The sequence below is a fragment of the Xanthomonas floridensis genome (genome assembly GCF_001642575.1).
Taxonomy (GTDB): Bacteria; Pseudomonadota; Gammaproteobacteria; order Xanthomonadales; family Xanthomonadaceae; genus Xanthomonas; species Xanthomonas floridensis.
In genome coordinates, this window is sequence record NZ_LXNG01000001.1 from 227,348 (window position 1) to 250,145 (window position 22,798).

Consider the following 22,798-nt stretch of genomic DNA (forward strand, 5'->3'; position numbering starts at 1 on the left):
TCTGAATCAAAATCGTCAATAGGATCAATATGATGCCCATTCATCTTCTGGCAGTTTGTGCTATTGCGAAGCGCGGCGCTAGAATCGCCGAAGGCAGTGGAACAGGCGGGACAACCATGACAGAAATGCGCAGGCGCCGACGGTTCCGTCCGTTGGCCATCGGGCTGCTTGGGGCGTTATTGCCTCTGGCCCTCTCTTCCACGGCACAGACGCCTGCGCCCACTGCTAACGCGTTGCAGCCGGCCACCATCGCGCAGTCTCCCACCGCCCCACTGGCGTACCGCGCGTCGTTGCCGGCCAGCAGCGTGTTGGCGCCAGCCGCCGGCTTCGACGTGGCGGCATTCGAATCGATGGCCGACCAGCTGACCTATGGCAACCGCGTGCCCGGCATGGCGATGGCCATCGTGCAGGGCGGCAAGGTGCTCAGCGCGCGCGGCTATGGCGTGACCGACGTCAATCATCCGCAACCGGTCGACGCCCACACCGTGTTTCGCCTGGCCTCTCTGTCCAAGGCGTTCGCCGGCACCATGGCCGGCCTGCTGGTCAACGACGGCGTGCTGCGCTGGGACAGCAAGGTGGTCGACTATGTGCCGGGCTTCCAGCTCAGCGACAACGCGGCTACCCGCCAGCTCACCGTCGCCGAAGTGCTCAGCCACCGCGTCGGCCTGACCCGCAATGCCTACGACCGCGACATCGAGTCCAACGCCGATTACTACTCGCTCAGCCACAAGCTGGCGGCCGCGCCGCTGCGCTGTGCGCCGGGCGATTGCTATGCCTACCAGAACGTCGCTTTCAGTCTGGTTGGCGATGTGGTGTTTGCCGCCTCCGGCAGCTTCTACGAGCAATCGGTGGAGCGCCGCATTTTCAAACCGCTGGGCATGAACGATGCCAGCATGGGCCTGGCCGGCATCCAGGCCAGCCCGCACTGGGCACGCCCACATGTGCGCAGCCGCAACGGCTGGGTGGCGTTGACGCCCAAGCCCACCTACTACCGCCTGGCACCGGCTGCCGGCGTCAATGCCAGTGCCAGCGACATGGCGCAGTGGCTGCTCGCGCATACCGGCCATCGCACCGATGTGTTGCCCGCCCCGCTGTTGGCCACCTTGCACGCACCGCTGATCTCCACCCCGGGCGAAATGCGCTCGGGCTGGCGCCACGAGCGCGTGGATGCCGCCAGCTACGCGCTGGGCTGGCGTGTGTTCGACTACGCCGGTCACCAGGTGGTCTTCCACGCAGGTGCCGTGCAGGGCTATCGCGGCCTGGTCGCCCTGTTGCCCGAGCGCGACCTGGGCATCGCGATCATGTGGAATGGCGAAAGCGGCCTGCCCTCCGGCATGATGCCGACCATTCTGGACCGCGCACTTGGGTTGCCGGCCAAGCGCTGGCTGGATATCGATGTGGATGGCGACTTCGGCAGCGAGAACATGCTGGCCGACAAACCCGATCCGGCCGGCAAGGGTGTTTCGTCCGGCAAGTCGGTGGCTTCGCCACGCTGAGCCCACCAGTGCGCCGGCACTGACTCACACACAGGCGGCTTCGGCCGCCTGTGTCGTTTCTGCCCGGCGCACCGCCTACGCACCAGTCGCGGGCCGCCCCACGTTGCAGCGCAGGACGATGCGAGAAACGCGCGACGCGATGCGTCTGCGGTGCAGGAATGGATGGCATCCGATCTGCGCCCATCGGAGCGGACGAATGCGCGGATGGACGACAGGGCGTTGCATCGGCATGCGTAGCGGATGCAGTACGGCTCCGCTTCCGGTTCGGTCCGGCCACGTGCGCATCTGGAATGCGGGAATGGCAACGCCGAGGCATCGCAATGCTTCAACTCGGGGAAGATGGCCTGACCGATGCGCGGCCAGACTGCGCGTCTGCTGCCGCAGCCACAGGCGTGGAACAGTAAATCGATACACTCCTCAGCGCGCGAGCCTGGCTGCGCTCTCGCGGCGTCGCACAGTGCAGCCGTGGAGACGGTTGCAGCCGCTCGGCGGAGCGCGGTCACCACGCCGCCCATCCGCCCTCCGGGCACCTTCCCCCGCAGGCCGGTGAAGGAAGACGACACACATCGATCTCCGGCTGCGCGAAGCGACCGATACGCTGGAAATCGACCAAGGCCGCGCTCAGAAAAGGCTGGCTGTGCCGCAGATCTGGCGGTTCTTTAGCTCTGACCACGCTGCCAATCCGGGCCATGCTGCAGCTCGCCTGTACTGTGCTGCGGCTGCGGCGTAGCCGGCGAAACAGCAGCCAGCCACTGGCGCTTTGGGCATCCTGCGCATGTTGCGCGGCGCGACTGCCGCAGATGTCGTGTTGCCGGTAGATACAGCCGGCGCAGGCATCGCGCGTCGCCCTCAACCCAGCTGCGTCCTAAAGGCATCTGCCAGCAGCCAGCAGCCTCGGCTTGCGTAACGCGCCGCCGCTACGAACCCTGATCGGCCCATCGCCAACACTCCGCACGCTGCAATCGATCTGAGGGCCGCGCAATAAAAAAGCTCCCTCCCCGCTGGGCGTCGGGGAGAGAGCTCGATGTTTACGGCGATCGGTTGTTGCAGATCAGATCAGCGGCGCCGGGGTTGCAGGCAGCGCGACCGGAGCGGCCTTCTTCTTGCGAACGGCCGGCTTCTTCTTGGCGACCTTCTTCGCGGCAGGCTTCTTGGCAGCGGACTTCTTGGTAGCCGCCTTCTTGGTTGCCTTCTTCGCTACTGCCTTCTTGGCAGTCTTCTTGACGGCCTTCTTGGCGGCTGTCTTCTTGGTCGCCTTCTTGGCGGTCTTCTTCACTGCCTTCTTGGCGGCAGTCTTCTTGGTTGCCTTCTTCGCAGTCTTCTTCACTGCCTTCTTGGCGGTTGCCTTCTTGGCAGTCTTCTTGACGGCCTTCTTGGCAGCAGTCTTCTTCACTGCCTTCTTGGCGGTTGCCTTCTTCGCGACCTTCTTGGTCGCCTTCTTGGCGGCGGTCTTCTTCACTGCCTTCTTGGCAGTGGGTTTCTTTTTCGCAGCTTTTTTAGTGGCCATGTAATTGGCTCCTCGTCAGTGAACTATGGAGGTGAAACGCCCAGTTGAACCAAACCCCGCGCCGGCATGCCGTCGTCGGGAACCGTCCGCAGGTGATGCGCGACGGGACGGATACAGAAACACCCGCATCGAACGGCGACACGGGTGCGTGATCGGGACGACTGCTGTTTTCTTGGAGGGAAGCGGACCCGACTCCACCATCGATCGTGCTTCGGTGGACGTCTTGAACAAGCTGGTCGGCTTGGTGTCGATTCTGCTCACTCTCTTTCGCAGCAATGTCTGCTGGGCGAAACCTAATCACGCTTTTTTTTACTGTCAACACTCTTTTGCAATTTTTTTTCAGCCGGCCATCGCAACGTGCGGCATCGACGCCGCGCAAGTGCGCCGTGCGCGGCAGGCGCGGCATGTGCGTGGCGCGCACCAGCACGATGGCGTTTTCAAAAAAGCACTTCTTTTCCGCTGTTTTCTGCAAGCGATGAAAAACCGTGCGGCTGGAGCCGCCGCATTGCCGGCACAGCGTGGCATGCGTTGCGGCATCGCCCGCCGCCTGTCCGCCAGCTGAAAATTTTTTATCCGCCAACTCCACTTCCGGCGTCGCACAAGCAGAAATGCGCAAACTTATTGCGTCATTCGATCGCCATGCATGCACTCTTGCGCGAGGTCGACGGCAACGCGCGCGAGGTGGAGAGGATCGTCGACGCGCATCGTCGCCGACAAAAGTTTTCACCGAGCGCACGCCAGACCCTCACGACTGACTCACGCCAGAAATCCGACGCGGCATCCGGCTGCTGCCGCGGAGTGCTTTCGACGATGCACGCAAGCGCGAAGCTCGTCGTGCGGCAGCACCGGCCGCAGCGATGGCGTCGATCCGAGCGCGCGGGTCCGATTGCCCACTCGATCACGCTCCGGCGCGCGCATCGCGCACCGCTTCCGCCCAAAAAAATGGCCGCTCGGGGAGCGGCCATCGGTAGTGCGGCAGACGAGGTGGACTCAGTGGTCGTCGTCTTCGAGCAGCTCGGCGTAGTCGTCCGGCGACAGCAGGTCGTTGAGCTGGTCCTTGTCGTCGATCTCGACGACGAAGATCCAGCCGTCGCCGTAGGCGTCTTCGTTGATGGTCTCCGGCTTGTCGCTCAGCGCGCTGTTGACCTCGACCACGGTACCGCTGACCGGGCTATACACGTCGGAGGCGGCCTTGACCGACTCGACCACCGCCGCGCCGTTGCCGACCTGCACGGTGTCGCCGACGCCCGGCAGTTCGACGTAGACCAGGTCGCCCAGCAGGCCCTGTGCGTGGTCGGAGATACCGACGGTCACGCGGCCGTTGCTTTCGACGCGGGCCCACTCGTGGGATTTGAGGAACTTGAGGTCGCCAGGAATCTCGCTCATGGGTGTGCTCCGGGGAAACTTGGGGTTGGGGACAGGTGGCTAGTTTAGACCGCGCGATGAGACAGGTGCACGCGCGTCGGTATGGCTGGGTTGCATGCGGTTACATGATGCCGACTGGTCTGCAGCCGACATCACCCGGCTCATTCGCCAAGCACGCCGGGCTGCGCCTGGCCTTCGCGCACGAACGGAAACTTCACCGCGCGCAAGGGCACCTGGCGGCCGCGAATGTCCACGCGCAGGTCGTCGATGCTGCCGGCCGGCACGCGTGCGAAAGCGATCGCCTTGCCCAGCGTGGGCGAAAAGGTCCCGGACAGGATCTCGCCCTGGCCGGCCGCGGTGAACACGGTCTGGCCGTGCCGCAGCACGCCCTTCTCGTCCATCACCACGCCGATCATCTGGCGCGGGGCGCCCTGCGCCTTTTGCGATTCGAGCACGCCGCGGCCGATGAAGTCGCGGCCTTCATCCAGTGCGATCGTCCAGGCCAGCGCGGCCTCAAACGGACTGACCGCGTCGTCCATGTCCTGACCGTAAAGATTCATGCCCGCTTCCAATCGCAGCGTGTCGCGCGCGCCCAGGCCGGCCGGCTTGACGCCCTGCGCGAGCAACGCATTCCAGAATGCGACCGCCGCGTCCTGCGGGAGCACGATTTCGAAACCGTCTTCGCCGGTGTAACCGGTGCGTGCAAGAAACAGGTCGATACCATCGCGCGAGCGCGTCTGCAGCGCGGCGAAACGGCCGAGCTTGCTCGCAGCCGCGGTGTCGGCCGGGTCCAGCAACTCGATGACCTTGGCACGCGCGTTGGGGCCCTGTACCGCGACCATCGCGAAGTCGCCGCGCTCTTCCACCTTTACCTCGAAGCGCGCGGCCTGCGCGCCGATCCACTGCAAGTCCTTTTCGCGGGTGGCGGCATTGACCACCAGGCGGAAGAAATCCTCGCGCATGAAATAGACGATGAGGTCGTCGATCACCCCGCCCTGCGGGTTGAGCATGCAGGTGTACAGCGCCTTGCCGGCGACCTTGAGCTTGTCCACCGAGTTGGCGAGCAGGTAACGCAGGAACTCGCGTACGCGCGCCCCGTGCAGGTCGACCACGGTCATGTGGCTGACGTCGAACATGCCGGCGTCGCGACGCACCTGGTGGTGTTCGTCGATTTGCGAGCCGTAGTGAATCGGCATGTCCCAGCCGCCGAAGTCGACCATCTTGGCGCCGAGCGCACGATGGGTGTCGTTGAGGATGGTCTTCTGGGTCATGAGCGCCGGTCCAAGGGAAAGACGCCCATTATCGCCGCCCGGCCGCACTTGCGGGGAAGCCGTGCATACGCACAGCCGGACTCAAAGGCAGATTCGCCTGACACTGCCACCCCGCACTGCAGCATCCAGCGCAGCACGGGACAGCTGCACACGAATCAGCCGGCCGCTTCCACCAGCAAGGTCATGCCATCCACACCGACGATACGCACCGGTGCGCCGGCCGGCAGCTCCGGACCGCTGACCACCCAGAACGCGTCGTCGACCTTGGCGCGACCGCGGCCATCGTGGATGGGCTGATCGAGCAGCACGCGCCGGCCGATCAATTGCTCGGCGCGCCGGTTGAGCAAGGGGCGGTCGCTCTGCCGCCCCTTGCCGCGAAACCAGCTGCGATAGACCTGCACCGACACGAAGCTGAGCAGCACGAACGCCACGATCTGCACCAGCAGCGACATGCCCGGCACTGCCAGCACCAGCACGCACACCGCCGCCGCGGCAATCCCCATCCACAGCAGGAATGCACCCGGTACCAAGGTCTCGGCGGCGATCAACAGCAGCGCCAGCACCGCCCATACCACCACATCCCAGCGCATGGCTCAGACTCCCGCGCGCGGCGGCATCGGCGGCACGCGTACGCCGGCGGCATCGGGCTTGGCCAACGCTTCCTTCGCCAGATCGGCGATGCCGGCGATCGAGCCGATGATGCCGCTGGATTCCATCGGCATCAGCACGAACTTCTGATTGGGTGCGGTGGCCAGGGCCTTGAACGCCTCCACATATTTCTGTGCGACGAAATAATTGATCGCCTGCACGCTGCCGTTGGCGATCGCATCGGACACCACCTGGGTGGCGCGGGCTTCGGCCTCGGCCAGCCGCTCACGTGCCTCGGCATCGCGGAAGGCAGCCTCCTTGCGGCCTTCGGCTTCGAGCACGGCGGCCTGCTTCTCGCCGTCGGCACGCAGGATCTCCGATTGCCGCGAGCCTTCGGCTTCGAGAATCTGCGCGCGCTTTTCGCGCTCGGCCTTCATCTGCCGCGCCATCGAGTCGATCAGGTCGCGCGGCGGCTGGATGTCGCGAATTTCGATCCGCGTCACCTTGATGCCCCACGGATTGGTGGCCTGGTCGACCACGCTCAACAGCTGGGCGTTGATGGTTTCGCGCTGGCTCAGCGATTCGTCCAGGTCCATCGAGCCGATCACGGTGCGGATGTTGGTCTGCACCAGCGCGATCGAGGCGATCTCCAGGTTGGAGACTTCATAGGCGGCCTTGGCGGCATCCAGCACCTGGAAGAACACCACCCCGTCCACGCGTACCACGGCGTTGTCCTTGGTGATGACGTCCTGGCTGGGGACGTCGAGCACCTGTTCCATCATGTTGATCTTGCGGCCCACGCCGTAGACCACCGGCACCAGGAAGTGCAGCCCGGGGCTCATGGTGTGGGTGTAGCGGCCGAAGCGCTCCACCGTCCACTGGAATCCCTGCGGCACCATGCGCACGGTCTTGAACAACACGATGACGCCGGCCACCAGCACGGCGATGGCCAGAAACGAAGTTGGAAACATGTGCAGCCCCTTTGCAGTGACGAGTCGGTCCTGCGCGAAGTATGCACCCGCTGCACACACCACACTGGCGGCAACGGGCCAGGCTGTGCGGCGCCGCCCCTGCCGTTGCGCACCGGCGTCGGCCGGCGTGCGCGAGCAGCGCCTACCCGGCTTAGGCGGTGCGTGGCGCGAACATGATGACCGCCATGCCCAACAGGCAGCAGCCAGCACCGAGCAGGTCCCAGCGTGTGGGCGTGATGCGGTCCACCCACCACAACCACAGCAGCGCACTGGCGATGTAGACCCCGCCGTAGGCCGCGTAGGTGCGTCCGCTGGCGGTGGGGTGCAGGCTCAACAGCCATACGAACAAGGCAAGGCTCAGCGCGGTGGGCAGCAGCAACCACCCACTGCCACCCTTGCGCAGCCATAGATAAGGTAAGTAGCAGCCCACCAGCTCGGCCACGGCGGTGGCGACGAACAGCAGCAGCGTGCCCAGCGCGGAGTTCATCGGCGTGCCACAGGGTCGGGATCGGGCATCGGGGCTGCGGCCGCTTCGTCCCGCTTGACCTGTTGCCACAAGGCTTCCTGCGCGCTCAACGAGAGCGCGTCCAGTGCGGTGCCCTGCGCCTGCGCGCGGGCCTCCATCGCGCGGAAGCGCCGTTCGAATTTCAGATTGGCGTGCCGCAGTGCGGCGCCCACGTCGACCTTGGCATGCCGCGCCAGATTGGCGCAGACGAACAGGACATCGCCGAGTTCGTCTTCCAGGCGCGCCTGATTGTCGGCCACCGGGCCGCGTGCGAATTCCACCCGCAGCTCTTCGATTTCTTCCTGCAGTTTTTCCAGCACCGGCGCCGGGCCAGGCCAGTCGAACCCGACCCGCGCCGCGCGCGACTGCAGCTTGGTGGAGCGCTGCCACTCCGGCAGGCCGCGGGCGATGCCGGCAAGCGCCGAGTCGTCCTGGTGCCCGGCGGCGCGGCGTTCATCGCGCTTGATCTGCTCCCAGTTGGCGCTGACCGCCTGCGCGTCATCGGCTGCCTGCGCCGCAAATACATGCGGGTGGCGACGCACCAGCTTGTCGCTGAGTGTGGCGACCACATCGGCAAACCCGAATGCGCCCTGCTCGGCCGCCATCTGCGCGTGGAAGACTACCTGCAGCAGCAGGTCGCCCAGTTCCTCGCGCAGTCCCGGCAGGTCGTTGCGATCGATCGCGTCGGCCACTTCGTAGGCCTCTTCGATGGTGTACGGGGCGATGCTGGCGAAGGTCTGCTGCACATCCCAGGGACACCCATGCTCACGGTCGCGCAGGCGCGCCATCAACTGCAGCAGGCCTTGGATATCGCCGGCGGAGGGAGTCTGGGACATGCTGGATTCCTGAAACGGGATGCGGAGAGAAGGCGCGGTCCGCGATCCACCGGCGCGGTGCGCTGCATCGGCGATCGCCCCACCCGATGCCACGCGAGGACGCCGCCGACGTGTCGCGGTCAGCCGATGACGACCCTGCCTACCAGCCGCGCGCAACGCGCACGACCGATGGCCACGCTCATGCCAGCCAATCGCGCCACGGCAGATTGGGGTCACCCAGCGCGATGAAATCGCCATTGAGCAAGGTATCGCGCCGGTTGTAGCGGAACGGTTTGCCGCTGGCGCCGGCCAGCAGGACGCCGCCGGCGGCGTGCAGCACGCACTGCCCCGCGGCGGTATCCCATTCGGAGGTTGGGCCGAAGCGTGGGTAGACATCCAGATCGCCTTCGGCGATGCGGCAGAACTTCAGGGACGAGCCTTGTGCCACCACGTCGATCTCGCCCATGCGCTCCAGCGCGGCGGCGGTGCGTGCATCGCGGTGCGAGCGACTGGCCGCCACCCGTAGCGGTGACGCAGCCGGCGTGCGCGTATGCAGCATCTCGTCGCGATCGCCGTCGCGGCGGTAGGCGTTCTCGCCGCGCGCGGCGTACCAGACCCGGCCATCCACCGGTGCCTGCACCACGCCCAGCACCGGCGCGCCCATGTGGATGAGTGCGATGTTGACGCTGAACTCTCCATTGCGCTTGACGAATTCGCGGGTGCCATCGAGCGGATCGACCAGCCAGTAACTGGTCCAGTACTGGCGCTCCGCCCATGCCACGTGCGCGGATTCTTCCGACAGCACCGGCACGTCCGGGGTGATCCGGCGCAGCCCTTCGACGATGACGCGGTTGGCGGCCAGATCGGCCAGGGTCAGCGGGCTGGCATCGTCCTTGATCTGGACCGCAAAGTCCTGTGCGTACACCTGCATGATGGCATCGCCGGCCTCGCGGGCGATGGCGATCACGGTTTCGCGCAACTCCATCGGGATGCGGATCATGGGTTGCGCTCCAGCCATTCGCGCGCAATGAACAGTGCCGCCAGCGAGCGGCCTTCGGAAAAATCGTCGCGCAGCATCAACTCGTCCAGGCGTGCCAGCGGCCAGGGGATCACTTCCATCTCTTCCGGCTCGTCGCCGGGCAGGCGTTCGGGGTAAAGGTCGCGCGCCAGCACCAGCCACGATTGGTGACTCATATAAGTAGGAGCGAGCGTCATCGCACGCAGCACCTGCACCTGGCGCGCGCCGTAGCCGGCTTCTTCCTTCAACTCGCGGTCGGCGGCCTGCTCGGGTGTCTCGCCGGCATCGATGCGGCCCTTGACCAGGCCAAGCTCGTAGCGGTGCACGCCGGCGGCGTACTCGCGCACCAGCAGCACGGTCTGTGCGTCCAGCATCGGCACCACCACCACCGCGCCATGGCCCTGGCTGAGCTGGCGTTCGTAGATGCGGCGCTGGCCGTTGGAAAATTCCAGATCCAGCTGCTGGCGCCGGAACGGCCCTTCGCCCAGATCGGTGGTCTTGTGGATGATCGGCAGGCGCGGGCTCATGCGCAGCACGCAGCCGCGGAGCGGGCCGATAGAATAGGCGGATGCATCGACATGTTCATGAGCCCGAAATCCTAGCAGACCCGGCAGCCTCCGAAGCTGCCGATCATTGGCGACAACGCGATCTTGCGGTGCTGTGGCACCCATGCACGCAGATGCGCGAGCACCCGCACACGCTTCCGTTGGTGCCGATCGCCCGCGGCGAGGGCGCCTGGTTGATCGGCCACGATGGCCGCCGTTATCTGGACGCGGTCAGTAGCTGGTGGACCAACCTGTTCGGCCATGCCGAACCGCGTATCGGCACAGCCATCGCGCAGCAGGCCGGCACGCTGGAACAGGTGATGCTGGCCGGCTTCACGCACGCACCGGCAGTGCAGCTGGCCGAGCGCCTGTTGGCGATCGCACCGCGCCAGCCCGGGCGCGCGCCGCTATCCAAGGTGTTCTATGCCGACAATGGCTCCGCCGGCGTGGAAGTGGCCTTGAAGATGGCCTTCCATTACTTCCATAACCGCGGCGAGCACGGCCGCACGCGTTTCATCGCGCTGGAAAACGGTTACCACGGCGAGACCATCGGCGCGCTGTCGGTGGGCGACATTCCCTTGTACCGGCGCGTCTACGCACCGCTGCTGCTGGAATCGATCTTTGCGCCCTCGCCCGATGCCTACCTGGCCGAGCCCGGCCAGAGCGCAGAGGAGTACGCGCTGCAGGCCGCCGATGCGTTGCAGGCAGTGTTCGAACGCTCGCCCGGCGAGATCTGCGCGCTGATCCTGGAGCCACGCGTGCAGTGCGCTGGCGGCATGCGCATGTATCACCCGGCCTACCTGCGTCGCGCACGCGAATTGTGCGATGCGCATGGCGCGTTCCTGATTGCGGACGAGATCGCCTCCGGCTTCGGCCGCACCGGCACCTTGTTCGCCTGCGAGCAGGCCGGGGTGATGCCCGATCTGTTGTGCCTGTCCAAGGGTCTGACCGGCGGCTTCCTGCCGTTGGCGGCGGTGCTGGCCACCCAGGCGGTGTACGACGCGTTCCTGGACGATTCGCGCGAACGCGCGTTCCTGCATTCGCACAGCTATACCGGCAATCCACTCGCATGCGCGGCCGCATTGGCGACCCTGCAGATCTTCGCAGACGACGACGTGATTGCGCGCAATCAACACACCGCTGCCCACATGACCGCGCTCGCTGCGCAGATCGGCGAACACCCGGCGGTGGCGGACGTGCGCCAGGCCGGCATGATCGTGGCGTTCGAGCTGACCCAGGGCGGCGACAAGCGCACGCCCTTCCCTGCAGCGGCACGGGTCGGGCTGAAGGCGTATCGCGCAGCGCTGGCACGCGGGGTGGTACTGCGACCATTGGGTGATGTGTTGTACTGGATGCCACCGTATTGCGTGGACGAGACGCAACTCGCGTTGCTGGCGGCCACCACCCGCCACGCCATCGAGGAGGCCGTTGCATGCGCCTGACCCGCTCGCATGTGGCACTGCCGCTGCAGTGCGACCAGGACGTCACCCTGCCCGAAGAGTCCGCCAATCACCTGCTACGTGTGCTGCGACTGCGCGAGGGCGATGCCTGCATTCTATTTAATGGCGACGGCAGCGATTACCACGCCCGTATCAGCGTGGCCGGCAAGCGCGAGGCGCGTGCGCGGGTGGAGCGTGTCGAGCCGCTGCACAACGAATCGCCGTTGCGGATCACCCTGCTGCAGGGCATCGCACGCGGCGAGAAGATGGACCTGATCCTGCAGAAGGCGACCGAGCTGGGTGTTGCGGCCATCGTGCCGGTCAATGCCGAGCGCACCGAGGTCAAGCTGGATGCGGCACGCCTGGAAAAACGCGTGGCGCATTGGCGCAGCGTGGTGGTGTCCGCGTGCGAGCAATCCGGCCGCGCGCGCATACCGGCCGTCGCTGCGCCGCTTGGCTTGCAAGAGGCAGCGCAGGCCTGCGACCCGCAGGCGCTGCGGCTGACCCTGGACCCGCAAGGCGAGCATCGCCTGAGCACGCTGAGTGCAGATGTCGACCAGGGGCTGATCGTGGCGATCGGGCCTGAAGGCGGCTGGTCGCCACGCGACCGCGCCACGCTGGCCGATGCCGGTTTCACCGGCCTGCAATTGGGTCCACGCATCCTGCGCACCGAGACCGCCGGGCTGGCCGCCATCGCCGCGTTGCAGGCGCGGTTCGGCGACCTGTAGCTTCGAGAACTTGCAGGACATCGCGTTCGCTGACGCGCAGTGCGGGTCGCGTCGCGCCTCGTGTGACCGGACGACAGGCGAGGCGAGCAACCCTCGTGGAAGCGCCCCTGGGCGCGAGGAGCCTTACAGCTAACGCCCGTCGCACCCAGGGGCGCTCCTACGGGATGCGGCGATACGGGTGCCGATAGACCCGATACAGCACAAATGGAATGACTGCAAAAACGCACGGCCGCCAACCGGGGTGCAGGAGCGCACCCAATCGCGTTAGGCACTATCGGTAACGTCCGTCGCGCCCGGGCACGCTCCAGCAGTGTGTCGTGCGTCAGCGCCCGTGCTGCAGAAACCAGCTGGCGGCGCCGATCACGCCGAGCTGGCCGTGCTCGACGACACGCACCGGCACCTGCTCCAGTGCGGGGCGCAGCGTGCCCTTGTCGAGCAGGCGGGCGACGAAATCACTGGCGGCAATGAAGTCGGCGATCTGCGGCAGGAACCCGCCGGCCAGATACACGCCGCTGCGAATGCCGTACAGCAGCATCATGTCGCCAACCACGCTGCCCATGAAGCCGCAGAATGCCTGCAGCGCATCGCGTGCGAGTACGTCATGGCCCGCCAGTGCGGCGGCCGTGACATCTGCCGGGCCGGCATGCACGGCCGGCTCGCCGCGCAGCATGGCCAGCGCCATGTAGAGGTTCAACAGGCCTGGGCCCGACAACAGCGTTTCGGTGCCCACGTGGGTGCGCGTGCGGCGCAGTTCCTGCAGCAAGGCCACCTCCAGGTCGCTGGCGGCGGCAAGCGCGGCATGGCCGGCTTCGGTCGGCAGCACGACTGCACTGGCACCATTGGGGATCCACACCGCCGCGCCCAGGCCCGTTCCCGGGCCGAGCACCAGTGCCGGGCCGGACGCGCCCTGCGCCGGGCCGGACAGCTGCATGACCTGATTGCCGGCCATGTAGTTGGCCGCATAGGCCACCGCTTCGAAATCGTTGACCAGATGCAGCGCCTGCATGCCGAGCTGGCGACGGATCTGTTCCGGTGCCAACACCCACGGCAGGTTCGCGGTGATCACACTGCCGTCCTCCAGCGCATACCCCGCACTGGCGATCACACCGCGCCGCACCGGCGCACATCCCAACTCGGCAAAGAAGGCCGACATGATCTCGGCCAGGCCCGGATAATCGGCGCAGCGGTACTTGCGATAGTCGAGCACCGTGACCGGCGTACGCGCATCGTTGCTCGGGCACACCAACGCCAGGCGCACATGCGTCCCTCCCACGTCTGCGGCAACGAAGGTGTCGGGGCGCGGAAAGGCCACCGCTTCCATTGGGCTGCTTGCGCTCACGCATTCTCCTGATAAGTAGCAGCGGGCTGGCGTCGAGTCCCGTTGTCCGACGAACGGCAGCGGGTAGACAACGTTGTCAGTAATCGCCCTGTAACGCAACCGTGGCGGCCACAATCCACACCACAGGGCGCTGCGACCATCATCCACGAAAATTCCGCATCCATCACAACGATTCCCGCACAAAAATCGCGCGGTGCATGGCTTCGCCCTTTCCAGCCATTGAAAGCGCCAATCGATGCGCGCCACCCTGTGCGCCATTGCGGCCGCGCGTACGTACTTCGGCGATCACGTCGCAAAAATGCTGCATTGCAGCGCAATCGCAGCCACTTCAGAGATCTGTGACGATGTGTTGACAACGCTGTCAGCGCTACGCGAGACTCGATCCAAATCGGGGTTCTGGCAGGAGGGGCCATGGACTGTTCGGTACTGAAGAACTGCCCTTCCCTCGCCAGTTCCAGATTCGCGGGAAGTGCGTGATCAGGCGCTCAACCCGCTGATGTCGCGTTCGCTCCACCGCTTCACCACACGGGGGACACCTCCTCTACCACGCGAATCGACACCGCCTGCTGCCATGCGGAGCACGGAGTGCGATCACCGCGACGGTCAGGGCGTGTTGTTTTGCCGGCCACGCCGAGCGTGTGACGCCTTCGAAGGCGGCGCGCTCACAGCACTAACCAACGAGGTTTAGCCATGCACAGCCGCACCACGACGTTAGCACTCTGTATCACCGCCGCTCTGTACTGCTCCGGCTCTGCAATGGCTGCCGGACAAGAACAACAAGCGCCCGCCAGCGCACCGTCGGCAACGACCGAACTGGACACCATCACCGTCACCGGCTACCGCGCGTCGCTGGAAAAGAGCCAGGCGGTCAAGCGCTCGGCCAACTCCATCGTCGATGCGATCAGCGCCGAAGACATCGGCAAGTTCCCGGACATCAATGCGGCCGAATCGCTGTCGCATCTGCCGGGCATCAGTGTCGACCGCCAGTTCGGCGAAGGCGAAAAGGTCAGCATCAACGGCACCGACCCGGCCTTGAACCGCGTGCTGCTCAACGGCCAGACCATTGCCTCGGGCGATTGGGGCGGCAACCCGACCGACACCAGTGGCCGCACCTTCAACTACACGCTGCTGTCGCCGGAAATCATCGGGCTGATGGAGGTCTACAAGACCCCGGAAGCGCGCATCGATGAAGGCTCGATCGGCGGCACCGTGATCGTGCACACCCGCAAGCCGCTGGACCTGCCCAAGAACACCATCCGCGGCTCGGTCGGCTACAACTACAACGACCGTTCGGAAGAAGGTAATCCGCGCGGCTCGGCGCTGTGGAGCTGGAAGAACGACGACGAGACCTTCGGCGCGTTGATCTCCGCCACGCACGACAAGCAGGACCTGGCACGCGCCGGTATCGAATACTTCGGTTACACCACCGGCGCCGGCATCCCGCCGACCGCAACCATCACCGGCGACGGCAGCGATGTCGCCACCGCCCGCGTGCCGGCCGGCATCAGCAGCGCGTTCTTCCAGCAGACCCGCGAGCGCAGCGGCCTGCAGGGTGCGTTGCAGTGGAAGCCTGACGAGCAGAACGAATTCAACCTGACCGGCCTGTACATCAAGGGCAAATACAACAATTTCAGCCAGGCGCGCTATGTCTGCCCGGCCTGCAACGACGACCGCCAGAAGATCACCCAGGCCAACGTGCAGAACGGCGTGGTGACCTCGGCCACAGTGAGCGATGGTGCGGCCGGTCAGCCGTATGCGCAGCTGGATGCCAACTACCGCGAAAGCACCGTCACCACCAAGAGCCTGAACCTGCGTCACGACTGGTCGGGTGAAAAGTGGGTGTTCACCACCCAGGCCGGTTACACCGAAGCCACCGGTGGCAAGAACCCCGAATACCTGATGAAGTACCTGATGCAGGACGGCGGGTACAACTACGCATTCGACGGCCGCAACACCTCGGTGAACTACGATAACGGCGGCGCTTCCAACTGGGCACTGCCGGGCAACCCCGCGGGCCTGGCTCCGGGCCAGGAAGGCAATATCCCTGGCACCACCACCGGCATCATGCAGGCCGGCGGCATCGCCTACCAGAAGAGCAAGGACGACGAGAAGTACTTCCAGTGGGACGCTTCGCGCGATCTGGAATGGGGCCCGTTCACCAAGCTGCAGTTCGGCTACAAGTACATCAACCACAACAATGGCGTGGATGCGCGCGGTAACCGCATCAACACCACTGACCCGGTGTCGTTGACCCAGTTCAATCCGGGCGCCACGCCCAGCAGCCTGTACGACGGCCTGGGCGCCAGCGGCGATCTGACCACCTGGCCAACCGCTAACCTGGGCGCCGTCCGCAACTACCTGCTGTCGCAGCCGCAGGGTCCGTACCGCACCGATTTCGGCGCCTCGTTCGACGTCAAGGAAATCACCCAGAACGTCTACACGCAGTTGAACTTCGAGTCGGGTCAATGGCGCGGTAATGTCGGCGTACGCCTGGTCGACACCACCGACAAGTCGCAGTTCTGGCAGAGCAATGACGGCGGCACTAGCTTCCAGCGCGTGGCCGAAACCAACGACTACCGCAAGGCGCTGCCGAGCTTCAATATCGCCTACGACATCACCGACGACACCGTGCTGCGCTTCTCGGCAGCCAAGGTCATCGCCCGTCCGCGTTATGCCGACCTTGCTGGTACGTTCACCGTGAACAGCGGTAACGGCAACCTGACCGCCAATGGCGGCAACCCGGACCTGAAGCCGTACGAATCCACCAACTACGATCTGGCCGCCGAGTGGTACTTCGCCCCGTCCAGCATGTTGTCCGGTGAAGTGTTCTATCGCGACATCAGCTCCTACATCGTCAACACCACGGTCACCCAGCAGCTGAATCCGGCGCCGCCGGCCATTGCCGGCCTGTACCAGGTGACCACGCCGGTCAACGTGTCCGATGCCAAGGTCAAGGGCGTGTCGGTCAACTACCAGCAGAGCTTCGGTCTGGGCTTCGGTTTGCAGGCCAACTACACGTTCGCCGAATCCGACTCCAGCTCGGGCTTGAACCTGCCGTACCTGTCGCGCGACACCTACAACGTGATCCCGTACTGGGAACATGGCGACTGGACCGTGCGTGTGAACTACAGCTACCGCTCGAAGTACTTCACCCAAATCGGTCGTCTGGAATCGCGTGACTTTGCCGATGCCTACAAGCAGCTGGATTTGAACGCCTCGTACCAGATCACCGACTACATGGGCATCACCTTCGGCGCGACCAACCTGCTCGACTCCACCTATCGGGTCTTCAGCAACACGCGTGATACCCCCACGGCGTTCTACAAGAACGGCCGCGGCTACCAGGCCCAGCTGAACTTCAAGTTCTGATGTAGTACCGGCGCGCCACCGACCCTCCACGGTGGCGCGCTTTTTTTTGCGCGGTGCGTTGCATGCAGCGCACCGCTTGATGTTGTACCAAGGAGTGGTACTGGCCACGCCCCTTCGCGGAGCATGGCCAGGCCCGCTTTTGCCATCCACGCACGGTTGCAGCATCGCCGGCGCGTCTTGCTCAACAGGAGTGCAGTTCCCATGACGACCGATAGCCGCGTGTTTGCGGCTCCATCCCGCCGCCACGCCGGAGCTGCACCCAGAACGCGAATGCTCGCGCTCGGTCTGCTGCTCGCATTGCCTGCTGCCACGCTCAGCGCGCAATCGCCCACCGCACCGACCGCCACCACGCTCAGTCCCGAGGTCATCGACCAGCAGTGGCTCGATGCCACCGCCAAGTACGCGCCCGAACGCGAGCGCCTGGTGCGCGAAGCTGAAGCCGGCGCACGCAAAGGTCCGTTCCGCCCCGACTGGGCCGCGCTGAAGGCGTATCAATCACCGGCGTGGTACGACAACGCCAAGTTCGGCATCTTCATCCATTGGGGTGTGTTCTCAGTGCCGGCGTTCGGCAGCGAGTGGTATTCGCGCAACATGTATCTGCAAGGCTCCAAGGAGTTCGCCCATCACGTGGCAACCTACGGCCCGCAGGCGACCAGCGGTTACAAGGATCTGATTCCCAAATTCACCGCACCCAAGTTCGACCCGAAGGGCTGGGCGAAGCTGTTCCGTGAGTCCGGCGCGCGTTACGTGGTGCCGGTGGCCGAACACCACGACGGGTTTGCGCTGTACGACTCCAAGTTGTCGGACTGGACCGCGATGAAGATGGGGCCCAAGCGCGACCTGCTGGGCGAGCTGTCCACCGCCATCCGTGCGCAGGGCCTGCACTTCGGGTTGTCGTCGCACCGCGCCGAACACAACTGGTTCTTCGATGGCGGGCGCAAATTCGACTCCGACGTCAACGACCCGCGCTATGCGGCGCTGTACGGGCCGGCGCAGGTGCGCCTACCGGGCAAGGACGATGCCGACGTCGCCAACGACTGGACGCCGGTGTCGCAGGCCTGGCTGGACGACTGGCTGGCGCGCACCACCGAATTGATCGATACCTATCAACCGGACCTGATCTATTTCGATTGGTGGATCGCGCACCCGACATTCCGGCGCAGCCTGCCGACGATGCTGGCCTACTACTACAACCAGGGCGCGGCGCGTACCGACGCCGACCGCGGCGTGGTGGTGAACTACAAGCTCGGTGCGTTCCCGGAAGGGGCCGGCACGCTGGACATCGAGCGCGGCCAGCTCACCGGCATCCATCCCACGCATTGGCAGACCGATACCTCGGTGAGCAATGCCTCGTGGGGCTACATCGAAAACGACACCTACAAGTCGCCCACCTTCATCATCCACATGCTGGCCGACGTGGTGGCCAAGAACGGCAACCTGATGCTCAACATCGGCCCGCGGGCCGACGGCTCGATCCCCGACACCGAGCGCGGCATCCTGCTGGCGATCGGTCGTTGGCTCAAGACCAACGGTAGCGCGATCTACGACAGCAAGCCCTGGCGCGTGTATGGCGAAGGCCCGACCGAAGTGGTGGGCGGTACCTTCCAGGACGTCAAGACCAAGCCGTATACGGCCGAAGATTTTCGCTTCACCACGCGTGATGGCGCGCTGTATGCGATCGAGCTCGGCTGGCCGACCGATGGCGAGGCGGTGATCCGCTCGCTGACACCGGCAGATGGCGTGCGCGGCGTGACCTTGCTGGCCAACGGCAAGAAGATTCCGTTCGAACAACGCGCCGATGGCCTGCATCTGCGCCTTCCCGTAAAGCCGGTCGGCGAGAGCGCGTATGTGTTCCGCATCGACCTTTCTTCCCCCACTCCCTGACGGATGTTGTCTTTCATGAGTAAGCGATTGACCTGGATGTTGCTTGCGTTGGCACTGACCTGCGCCCCGGCCCTGGCCAAAAACCCCACGGCGTTGTTCTATCTGATGAACACGCAGAAATCGACCAACTCGTTCATCGCCAATGTCGACAAGATCGATGTGGTAGTGCCCACCTGGTACGGCGTGGATCAGAACGGCCTGGTCAACGGCACCCCCAATATGTACCTGTACGACATCGCCAAGCAGAAGAAGCTGCGGGTGATGCCGATCCTGTCGATGACCACCGGCCGCGACGGCTTCCACAAGCTGATGCACGACGAAGCCGCCAAGAAGCGCATGATCGAATCGCTGCTGATCCACGGCAAGCAGCACAAGTACTACGGCTTCCAGTTCGATTTCGAGAACATCGCCTGGACCGATCGCGACGCCTACACCTTGATGGTCAAGCAGACCGCCGATGCGCTGCACAAGGCCGGGTTCAAGATGTCGGTGGCGGTGGTGCCTAACGCACCGGGCCATGCCGAAGGCGGCCAGTTCTCCAAGTGGATGTGGGAATACTGGCGCGGCGCGTACGACCTCAAGGCGCTGGGCCAGGCCGCGGATCTGGTCAGCATCATGACCTACGACCAGCACACCCGCTGGACCACGCCCGGCCCGGTGGATGGCATGGTGTGGATGAAGAAGCACCTGGATTACGCGATCACCCAGGTACCGAAGGAAAAACTCTCGCTGGGCATCGCCACTTATGGCTACCGCTGGTACACCGGCAACCCGGTCAAGGAAGACGGCACCGAGGCGTCGAACATTTCCGCGACCTATATCGATGCCGACGAATCCTTCCCGCTGGCGATCGAACAGAACGCTACCGTGCAGTGGGATCCGGTCGAGCAGGAATCGTGGTTCTACTTCTACCGCGACGACATGCGCGAGTGGGTGTTCCGCCCGGACGCGCGCAGCTTCAAGGCACGCTATGACATGGCCAAGCAGTATGGCCTGGAAGGCTTCAGCTGCTGGGTGCTGGGTGCGGAAGATCCGAAGGTGTGGGACGAATTGCCGGTCGCGCAGCGCTGAACCACGCACCCGACTGGCGCAGCGCGTTGAAGCGTGCGCCAGTCCCTGCGTGAAGCGTGGCGGCTTTGTTACTGTGCGTTGCACGATGCATGAGCAGACCGCCATGTGCACCCGATGCGGCAGGGGATGCGGCATGCGCTCGAAATCATCGGTCGCCACTCGTACACTGCAACGGGGTTGCAGCCATTGTCGCCACATGTGTGAGTCGCATCGTCGCGGCGGCCAGGCATCGCTGGCTTGCGGCACTGCACGATGCGGCTGCCCTACCCCGTTGCGTTGGTGTCTTGTCGCAGCGCCCCGCTCTCCGCCATATCGGGATGTGATTTCATGATGGTCAACAGCAGCCGGACTCCACACACGCCCTTGTCGAGAGTGCTGTGGCTGGACACGTCACCATCGGGCACACCCTTATCAAGCACGTCTGCATCGAACACGCTGTCATTGCGCATGCCGCCGTTGGGCATGCTGTCAGCAGGCGCGCTGCCGTCGCGCCTGCTTGCGTTGTCGCTGGTCGCGCTGATGCTGGCCGGCTGCGGTAAACGCGAAGCCGGCACTGCTCCAGCGGTGCCACGTGCAGGAGCCACAGCGGCCGCACCATCGGCCGATGCACCATTCCCCCTGATTCCAGCACCGGTCGAGGCGACGCCTGCGGCCGGTCGTTTCACCATCGACACCGGCACCGTGATTTCGATCGAGGCCGGCGACGCCGATGCGCGGCGCAGTGCCGAGTATCTGGCCGGCCTGCTCAAGCGCACCCGCGGGCTGACATTGGAAGTGCGTGCCGAGGCCACCCCTTCGCCGGTCAGCATCCGCCTGGAACGTAACGCGCAGGCACCGGTGACGCAGAAGGAAGGCTATAGCCTGGATGTCACTGCCAAAGGCATCCGCATCGCCGCACGCGATGGTGCCGGGCTGTTCTATGGCGCAATCAGCGCCTGGCAGTTGATGACCCCGGATGCCGGCAAGGGCGCCGTGGCCGTGCCCGGCGTCAGTATTGTCGACTGGCCGCGCTTTGGCTGGCGCGGCCAGCATCTGGACGTGGCCCGCCACTTCCACGACGTAGATACCGTCAAGCATGTGCTCGATGCGATGGCCGTGCACAAGCTCAACGTGCTGCACTGGCATCTCACCGACGACCAGGGCTGGCGTATCGAGATCAAGCGTTACCCCAAACTCACCGAGGTCGGCGCCTGGCGCACACCGCCGGGTGCTGGCAGACACGGCACGCCGGGGCGCTACGGCGGTTTTTACACGCAGGAGCAGATCAGCGAAATCGTCGCGTATGCGGCGCGCCTGCACATCACCGTGTTGCCCGAGCTGGACATGCCCGGACATGCGCAGGCGGCCGTTGCCGCCTACCCAGAAGAGGTGGGCGTCCCCGGTGTGGGCACCCAGGTGGGCGTGGACTGGGGCGTCAATCCGTATCTGTTCAACACCAGCGAACGCAGCCTGACTTTCATTACCAATGTACTGGATGAAGTGCTGACGTTGTTTCCGTCGACCTACATCCACATCGGGGGCGATGAGGCGGTCAAGGATCAATGGGAAGCCTCACCTGCAGTGCGTGCGCAGATGCGTAAGCTGGGCGTCAAGGATGCCCATGCCATGCAAGGCTGGTTCAACGAGCAGCTTGCGGCCTACCTCACCAAACACCGCCGGCGCATGATCGGCTGGGACGAGATTCTGGAAGGCGGCGTGCCGCCGAGTGCGTCGGTGATGTCGTGGCGTGGCGTCGAAGGTGCAGTGACTGCAGCAAAGCAAGGCCACGATGTGGTGCTTGCGCCGGGCGACTGGCTGTATCTGGACAACCTGCAGACCACGCGCAGCGACGAGCCCAACGGTCGCCTGACGGTATTGCCGTTGTCCAAGGTCTACGCGTTCGATCCGGTGCCGGCCGAGCTCAGCGCCGAGCAGGCCACGCATGTGCTGGGCGCGCAGGGCGCGTTGTGGGCCGAATACATTCCCTCGCGCTGGCATGTGGACCACGCGCTGTTCCCGCGCCTGTCGGCAGTGGCAGAGATGACCTGGTCACCACCCAGTGCACGCGACTGGAAAAACTTTCTGGCGCGGTTGCCGGCGCAATTGCAGCGCTACAAGGCACTGGACATCGCCTATAGCGACGGCGCCTTCGCCGCCGATATCGCGCTGGAAAACGGCCCCAACCCGGTGCTCGCCGGCGGCGCGGCCAAGGTCACATTGAGCACGCAGACTGGAGCGGGCACGCTGCACTACACCATCGACGGCAGCGATCCCACGCCGGCATCGCCGCGCTACGAGGCGCCGTTTACGATCAACCTGCCAACCACGGTCAAGGCCACCGCATTCACCGCCGACGGCGTGCCGCTGGCCGCCACGCGCAGCCGCAGCTTCGACCGTGCCTCGCTGTTACGCGTTGACACGCAAGGCCTGCGCGACTGCGTGGCACAGGGCGCGCTCGGCCTGCGCCTGCCGTTGCTGCCGGAAATGACCGGCGCCGACACGCCGGTCTACAACGTCGATCTGTTCCATGCCTGCCGGCTGTATCCGCAGGCACGACTGGATGGCGTCGGGGCGATCCGCATCGAGGCCGCACGCCTGCCCAACAACTTCGGCCTGGCGCACGAGCAGTCCAAGGTGGTGCAGTACCCGGCCAAGACCCGCGGCGGCGAGCTGGAAGTACGCCAGGGCTGCGACGGCGAGCTGATCGCCAGCGTGCAACTCCCCAGGAGCGACACCCTGGGCGAACAATTCACCCTGGAAACGCCGCTGCCCGCACGCACCGGCACCCACGATCTCTGCCTGCGCTTCACCGCGCCGATTCGCGGCCCGTTGTATGCCATCGGCGCCGTCCAACTGATTGAAACCACCGCGCAGGCGCCCCCCGCCGCCACGCGCTGACCCCTCCAAG

Annotated in this window: 19 protein-coding genes; 8 read left to right on the forward strand and 11 right to left on the reverse strand. The window is 65.1% G+C overall.

The annotated features are described in order from the left end of the window. Window positions 1-116 precede the first annotated feature (116 nt). A complete protein-coding gene (locus A7D17_RS01070; RefSeq protein ID WP_064507387.1) occupies window positions 117-1,496 on the forward strand; it encodes a serine hydrolase domain-containing protein in 1,380 nt (459 codons plus the stop codon). A gap of 1,051 nt (window positions 1,497-2,547) precedes the next feature. Here the strand turns inward: A7D17_RS01070 and A7D17_RS22315 are convergent. Further along, window positions 2,548-3,003 (reverse strand): hypothetical protein, encoded by a 456-nt coding sequence (locus A7D17_RS22315; protein ID WP_029218708.1) that lies wholly within the window; start codon window positions 3,001-3,003, stop codon window positions 2,548-2,550. A gap of 223 nt (window positions 3,004-3,226) precedes the next feature. Between A7D17_RS22315 and A7D17_RS23820 the strand changes: the two genes are divergently transcribed. Further along, a complete protein-coding gene (locus A7D17_RS23820) occupies window positions 3,227-3,565 on the forward strand; it encodes a hypothetical protein (RefSeq protein WP_153041868.1) in 339 nt (112 codons plus the stop codon). Between the two features lie 428 nt (window positions 3,566-3,993). Here the strand turns inward: A7D17_RS23820 and gcvH are convergent, their stop codons facing one another. From gcvH to nudE, 8 genes are all read right to left on the reverse strand, one after another. Next, the gene (gene gcvH, locus A7D17_RS01080) at window positions 3,994-4,389 is read right to left on the reverse strand and encodes a glycine cleavage system protein GcvH (RefSeq protein ID WP_064507388.1); all 396 of its coding nucleotides are present in this window, start codon (window positions 4,387-4,389) and stop codon (window positions 3,994-3,996) included. A 140-nt stretch (window positions 4,390-4,529) separates the two neighbouring features. Next, window positions 4,530-5,639 carry a glycine cleavage system aminomethyltransferase GcvT gene (gene gcvT / locus A7D17_RS01085; RefSeq protein ID WP_064507389.1) on the reverse strand — a complete coding sequence of 370 codons (1,110 nt, stop codon included), beginning with the start codon at window positions 5,637-5,639 and terminating at the stop codon, window positions 4,530-4,532. Between the two features lie 155 nt (window positions 5,640-5,794). After that, on the reverse strand, window positions 5,795-6,229 hold the full coding sequence (locus tag A7D17_RS01090; RefSeq protein WP_064507390.1) for an NfeD family protein: 435 nt from the start codon (window positions 6,227-6,229) through the stop codon (window positions 5,795-5,797). A 3-nt stretch (window positions 6,230-6,232) separates the two neighbouring features. Beyond that, a complete protein-coding gene (locus A7D17_RS01095; RefSeq protein ID WP_064507391.1) occupies window positions 6,233-7,198 on the reverse strand; it encodes an SPFH domain-containing protein in 966 nt (321 codons plus the stop codon). A gap of 151 nt (window positions 7,199-7,349) precedes the next feature. Next, window positions 7,350-7,685, reverse strand: coding sequence for a YnfA family protein (locus tag A7D17_RS01100; protein WP_064507392.1), 336 nt, complete (start codon window positions 7,683-7,685; stop codon window positions 7,350-7,352). Beyond that, window positions 7,682-8,539 (reverse strand): nucleoside triphosphate pyrophosphohydrolase, encoded by an 858-nt coding sequence (gene mazG, locus A7D17_RS01105; RefSeq protein WP_064507393.1) that lies wholly within the window; start codon window positions 8,537-8,539, stop codon window positions 7,682-7,684. Before mazG ends, A7D17_RS01100 begins: the two co-directional genes overlap by 4 nt. Window positions 8,540-8,717: 178 nt before the next feature. After that, window positions 8,718-9,518: a 3'(2'),5'-bisphosphate nucleotidase CysQ gene (cysQ, locus tag A7D17_RS01110; RefSeq protein WP_064507394.1), complete on the reverse strand. Its 801-nt coding sequence runs from the start codon at window positions 9,516-9,518 to the stop codon at window positions 8,718-8,720. Next, on the reverse strand, window positions 9,515-10,063 hold the full coding sequence (gene nudE, locus A7D17_RS01115) for an ADP compounds hydrolase NudE (protein WP_064507469.1): 549 nt from the start codon (window positions 10,061-10,063) through the stop codon (window positions 9,515-9,517). The genes cysQ and nudE overlap by 4 nt, the downstream gene beginning before the upstream one ends. 41 nt (window positions 10,064-10,104) lie before the next feature. On the opposite strand from nudE, the gene bioA reads away from it, so the two are divergent. Beyond that, window positions 10,105-11,523 (forward strand): adenosylmethionine--8-amino-7-oxononanoate transaminase, encoded by a 1,419-nt coding sequence (gene bioA / locus A7D17_RS01120; RefSeq protein WP_064507395.1) that lies wholly within the window; start codon window positions 10,105-10,107, stop codon window positions 11,521-11,523. After that, window positions 11,514-12,248, forward strand: a complete 735-nt coding sequence (locus A7D17_RS01125; RefSeq protein WP_064507396.1) for a 16S rRNA (uracil(1498)-N(3))-methyltransferase — start codon at window positions 11,514-11,516, stop codon at window positions 12,246-12,248. Before bioA ends, A7D17_RS01125 begins: the two co-directional genes overlap by 10 nt. 322 nt (window positions 12,249-12,570) lie before the next feature. Here A7D17_RS01125 and A7D17_RS01130 read toward each other — a convergent pair whose 3' ends face one another. Beyond that, complete coding sequence (locus tag A7D17_RS01130) at window positions 12,571-13,569, reverse strand: glucokinase (protein ID WP_193395297.1); 999 nt, start codon at window positions 13,567-13,569, stop codon at window positions 12,571-12,573. A 708-nt stretch (window positions 13,570-14,277) separates the two neighbouring features. Between A7D17_RS01130 and A7D17_RS01135 the strand changes: the two genes are divergently transcribed. From A7D17_RS01135 to A7D17_RS01145, 3 genes are all read left to right on the forward strand, one after another. Then, on the forward strand, window positions 14,278-16,956 hold the full coding sequence (locus A7D17_RS01135; protein WP_064507398.1) for a TonB-dependent receptor: 2,679 nt from the start codon (window positions 14,278-14,280) through the stop codon (window positions 16,954-16,956). Window positions 16,957-17,157: 201 nt separating this feature from the next. After that, window positions 17,158-18,840 (forward strand): alpha-L-fucosidase, encoded by a 1,683-nt coding sequence (locus A7D17_RS01140; protein ID WP_064507399.1) that lies wholly within the window; start codon window positions 17,158-17,160, stop codon window positions 18,838-18,840. Window positions 18,841-18,843: 3 nt separating this feature from the next. Beyond that, entirely contained in the window at window positions 18,844-19,911 is a 1,068-nt protein-coding gene (locus A7D17_RS01145) for a glycosyl hydrolase family 18 protein (RefSeq protein ID WP_064507400.1), read from the forward strand. Between the two features lie 263 nt (window positions 19,912-20,174). Here the strand turns inward: A7D17_RS01145 and A7D17_RS01150 are convergent, their stop codons facing one another. Next, window positions 20,175-20,360 (reverse strand): hypothetical protein, encoded by a 186-nt coding sequence (locus A7D17_RS01150; protein ID WP_064507401.1) that lies wholly within the window; start codon window positions 20,358-20,360, stop codon window positions 20,175-20,177. A gap of 13 nt (window positions 20,361-20,373) precedes the next feature. Between A7D17_RS01150 and A7D17_RS01155 the strand changes: the two genes are divergently transcribed. Then, window positions 20,374-22,788, forward strand: coding sequence for a family 20 glycosylhydrolase (locus A7D17_RS01155; RefSeq protein ID WP_239692111.1), 2,415 nt, complete (start codon window positions 20,374-20,376; stop codon window positions 22,786-22,788). The last annotated feature ends 10 nt before the right edge of the window (window positions 22,789-22,798 follow it).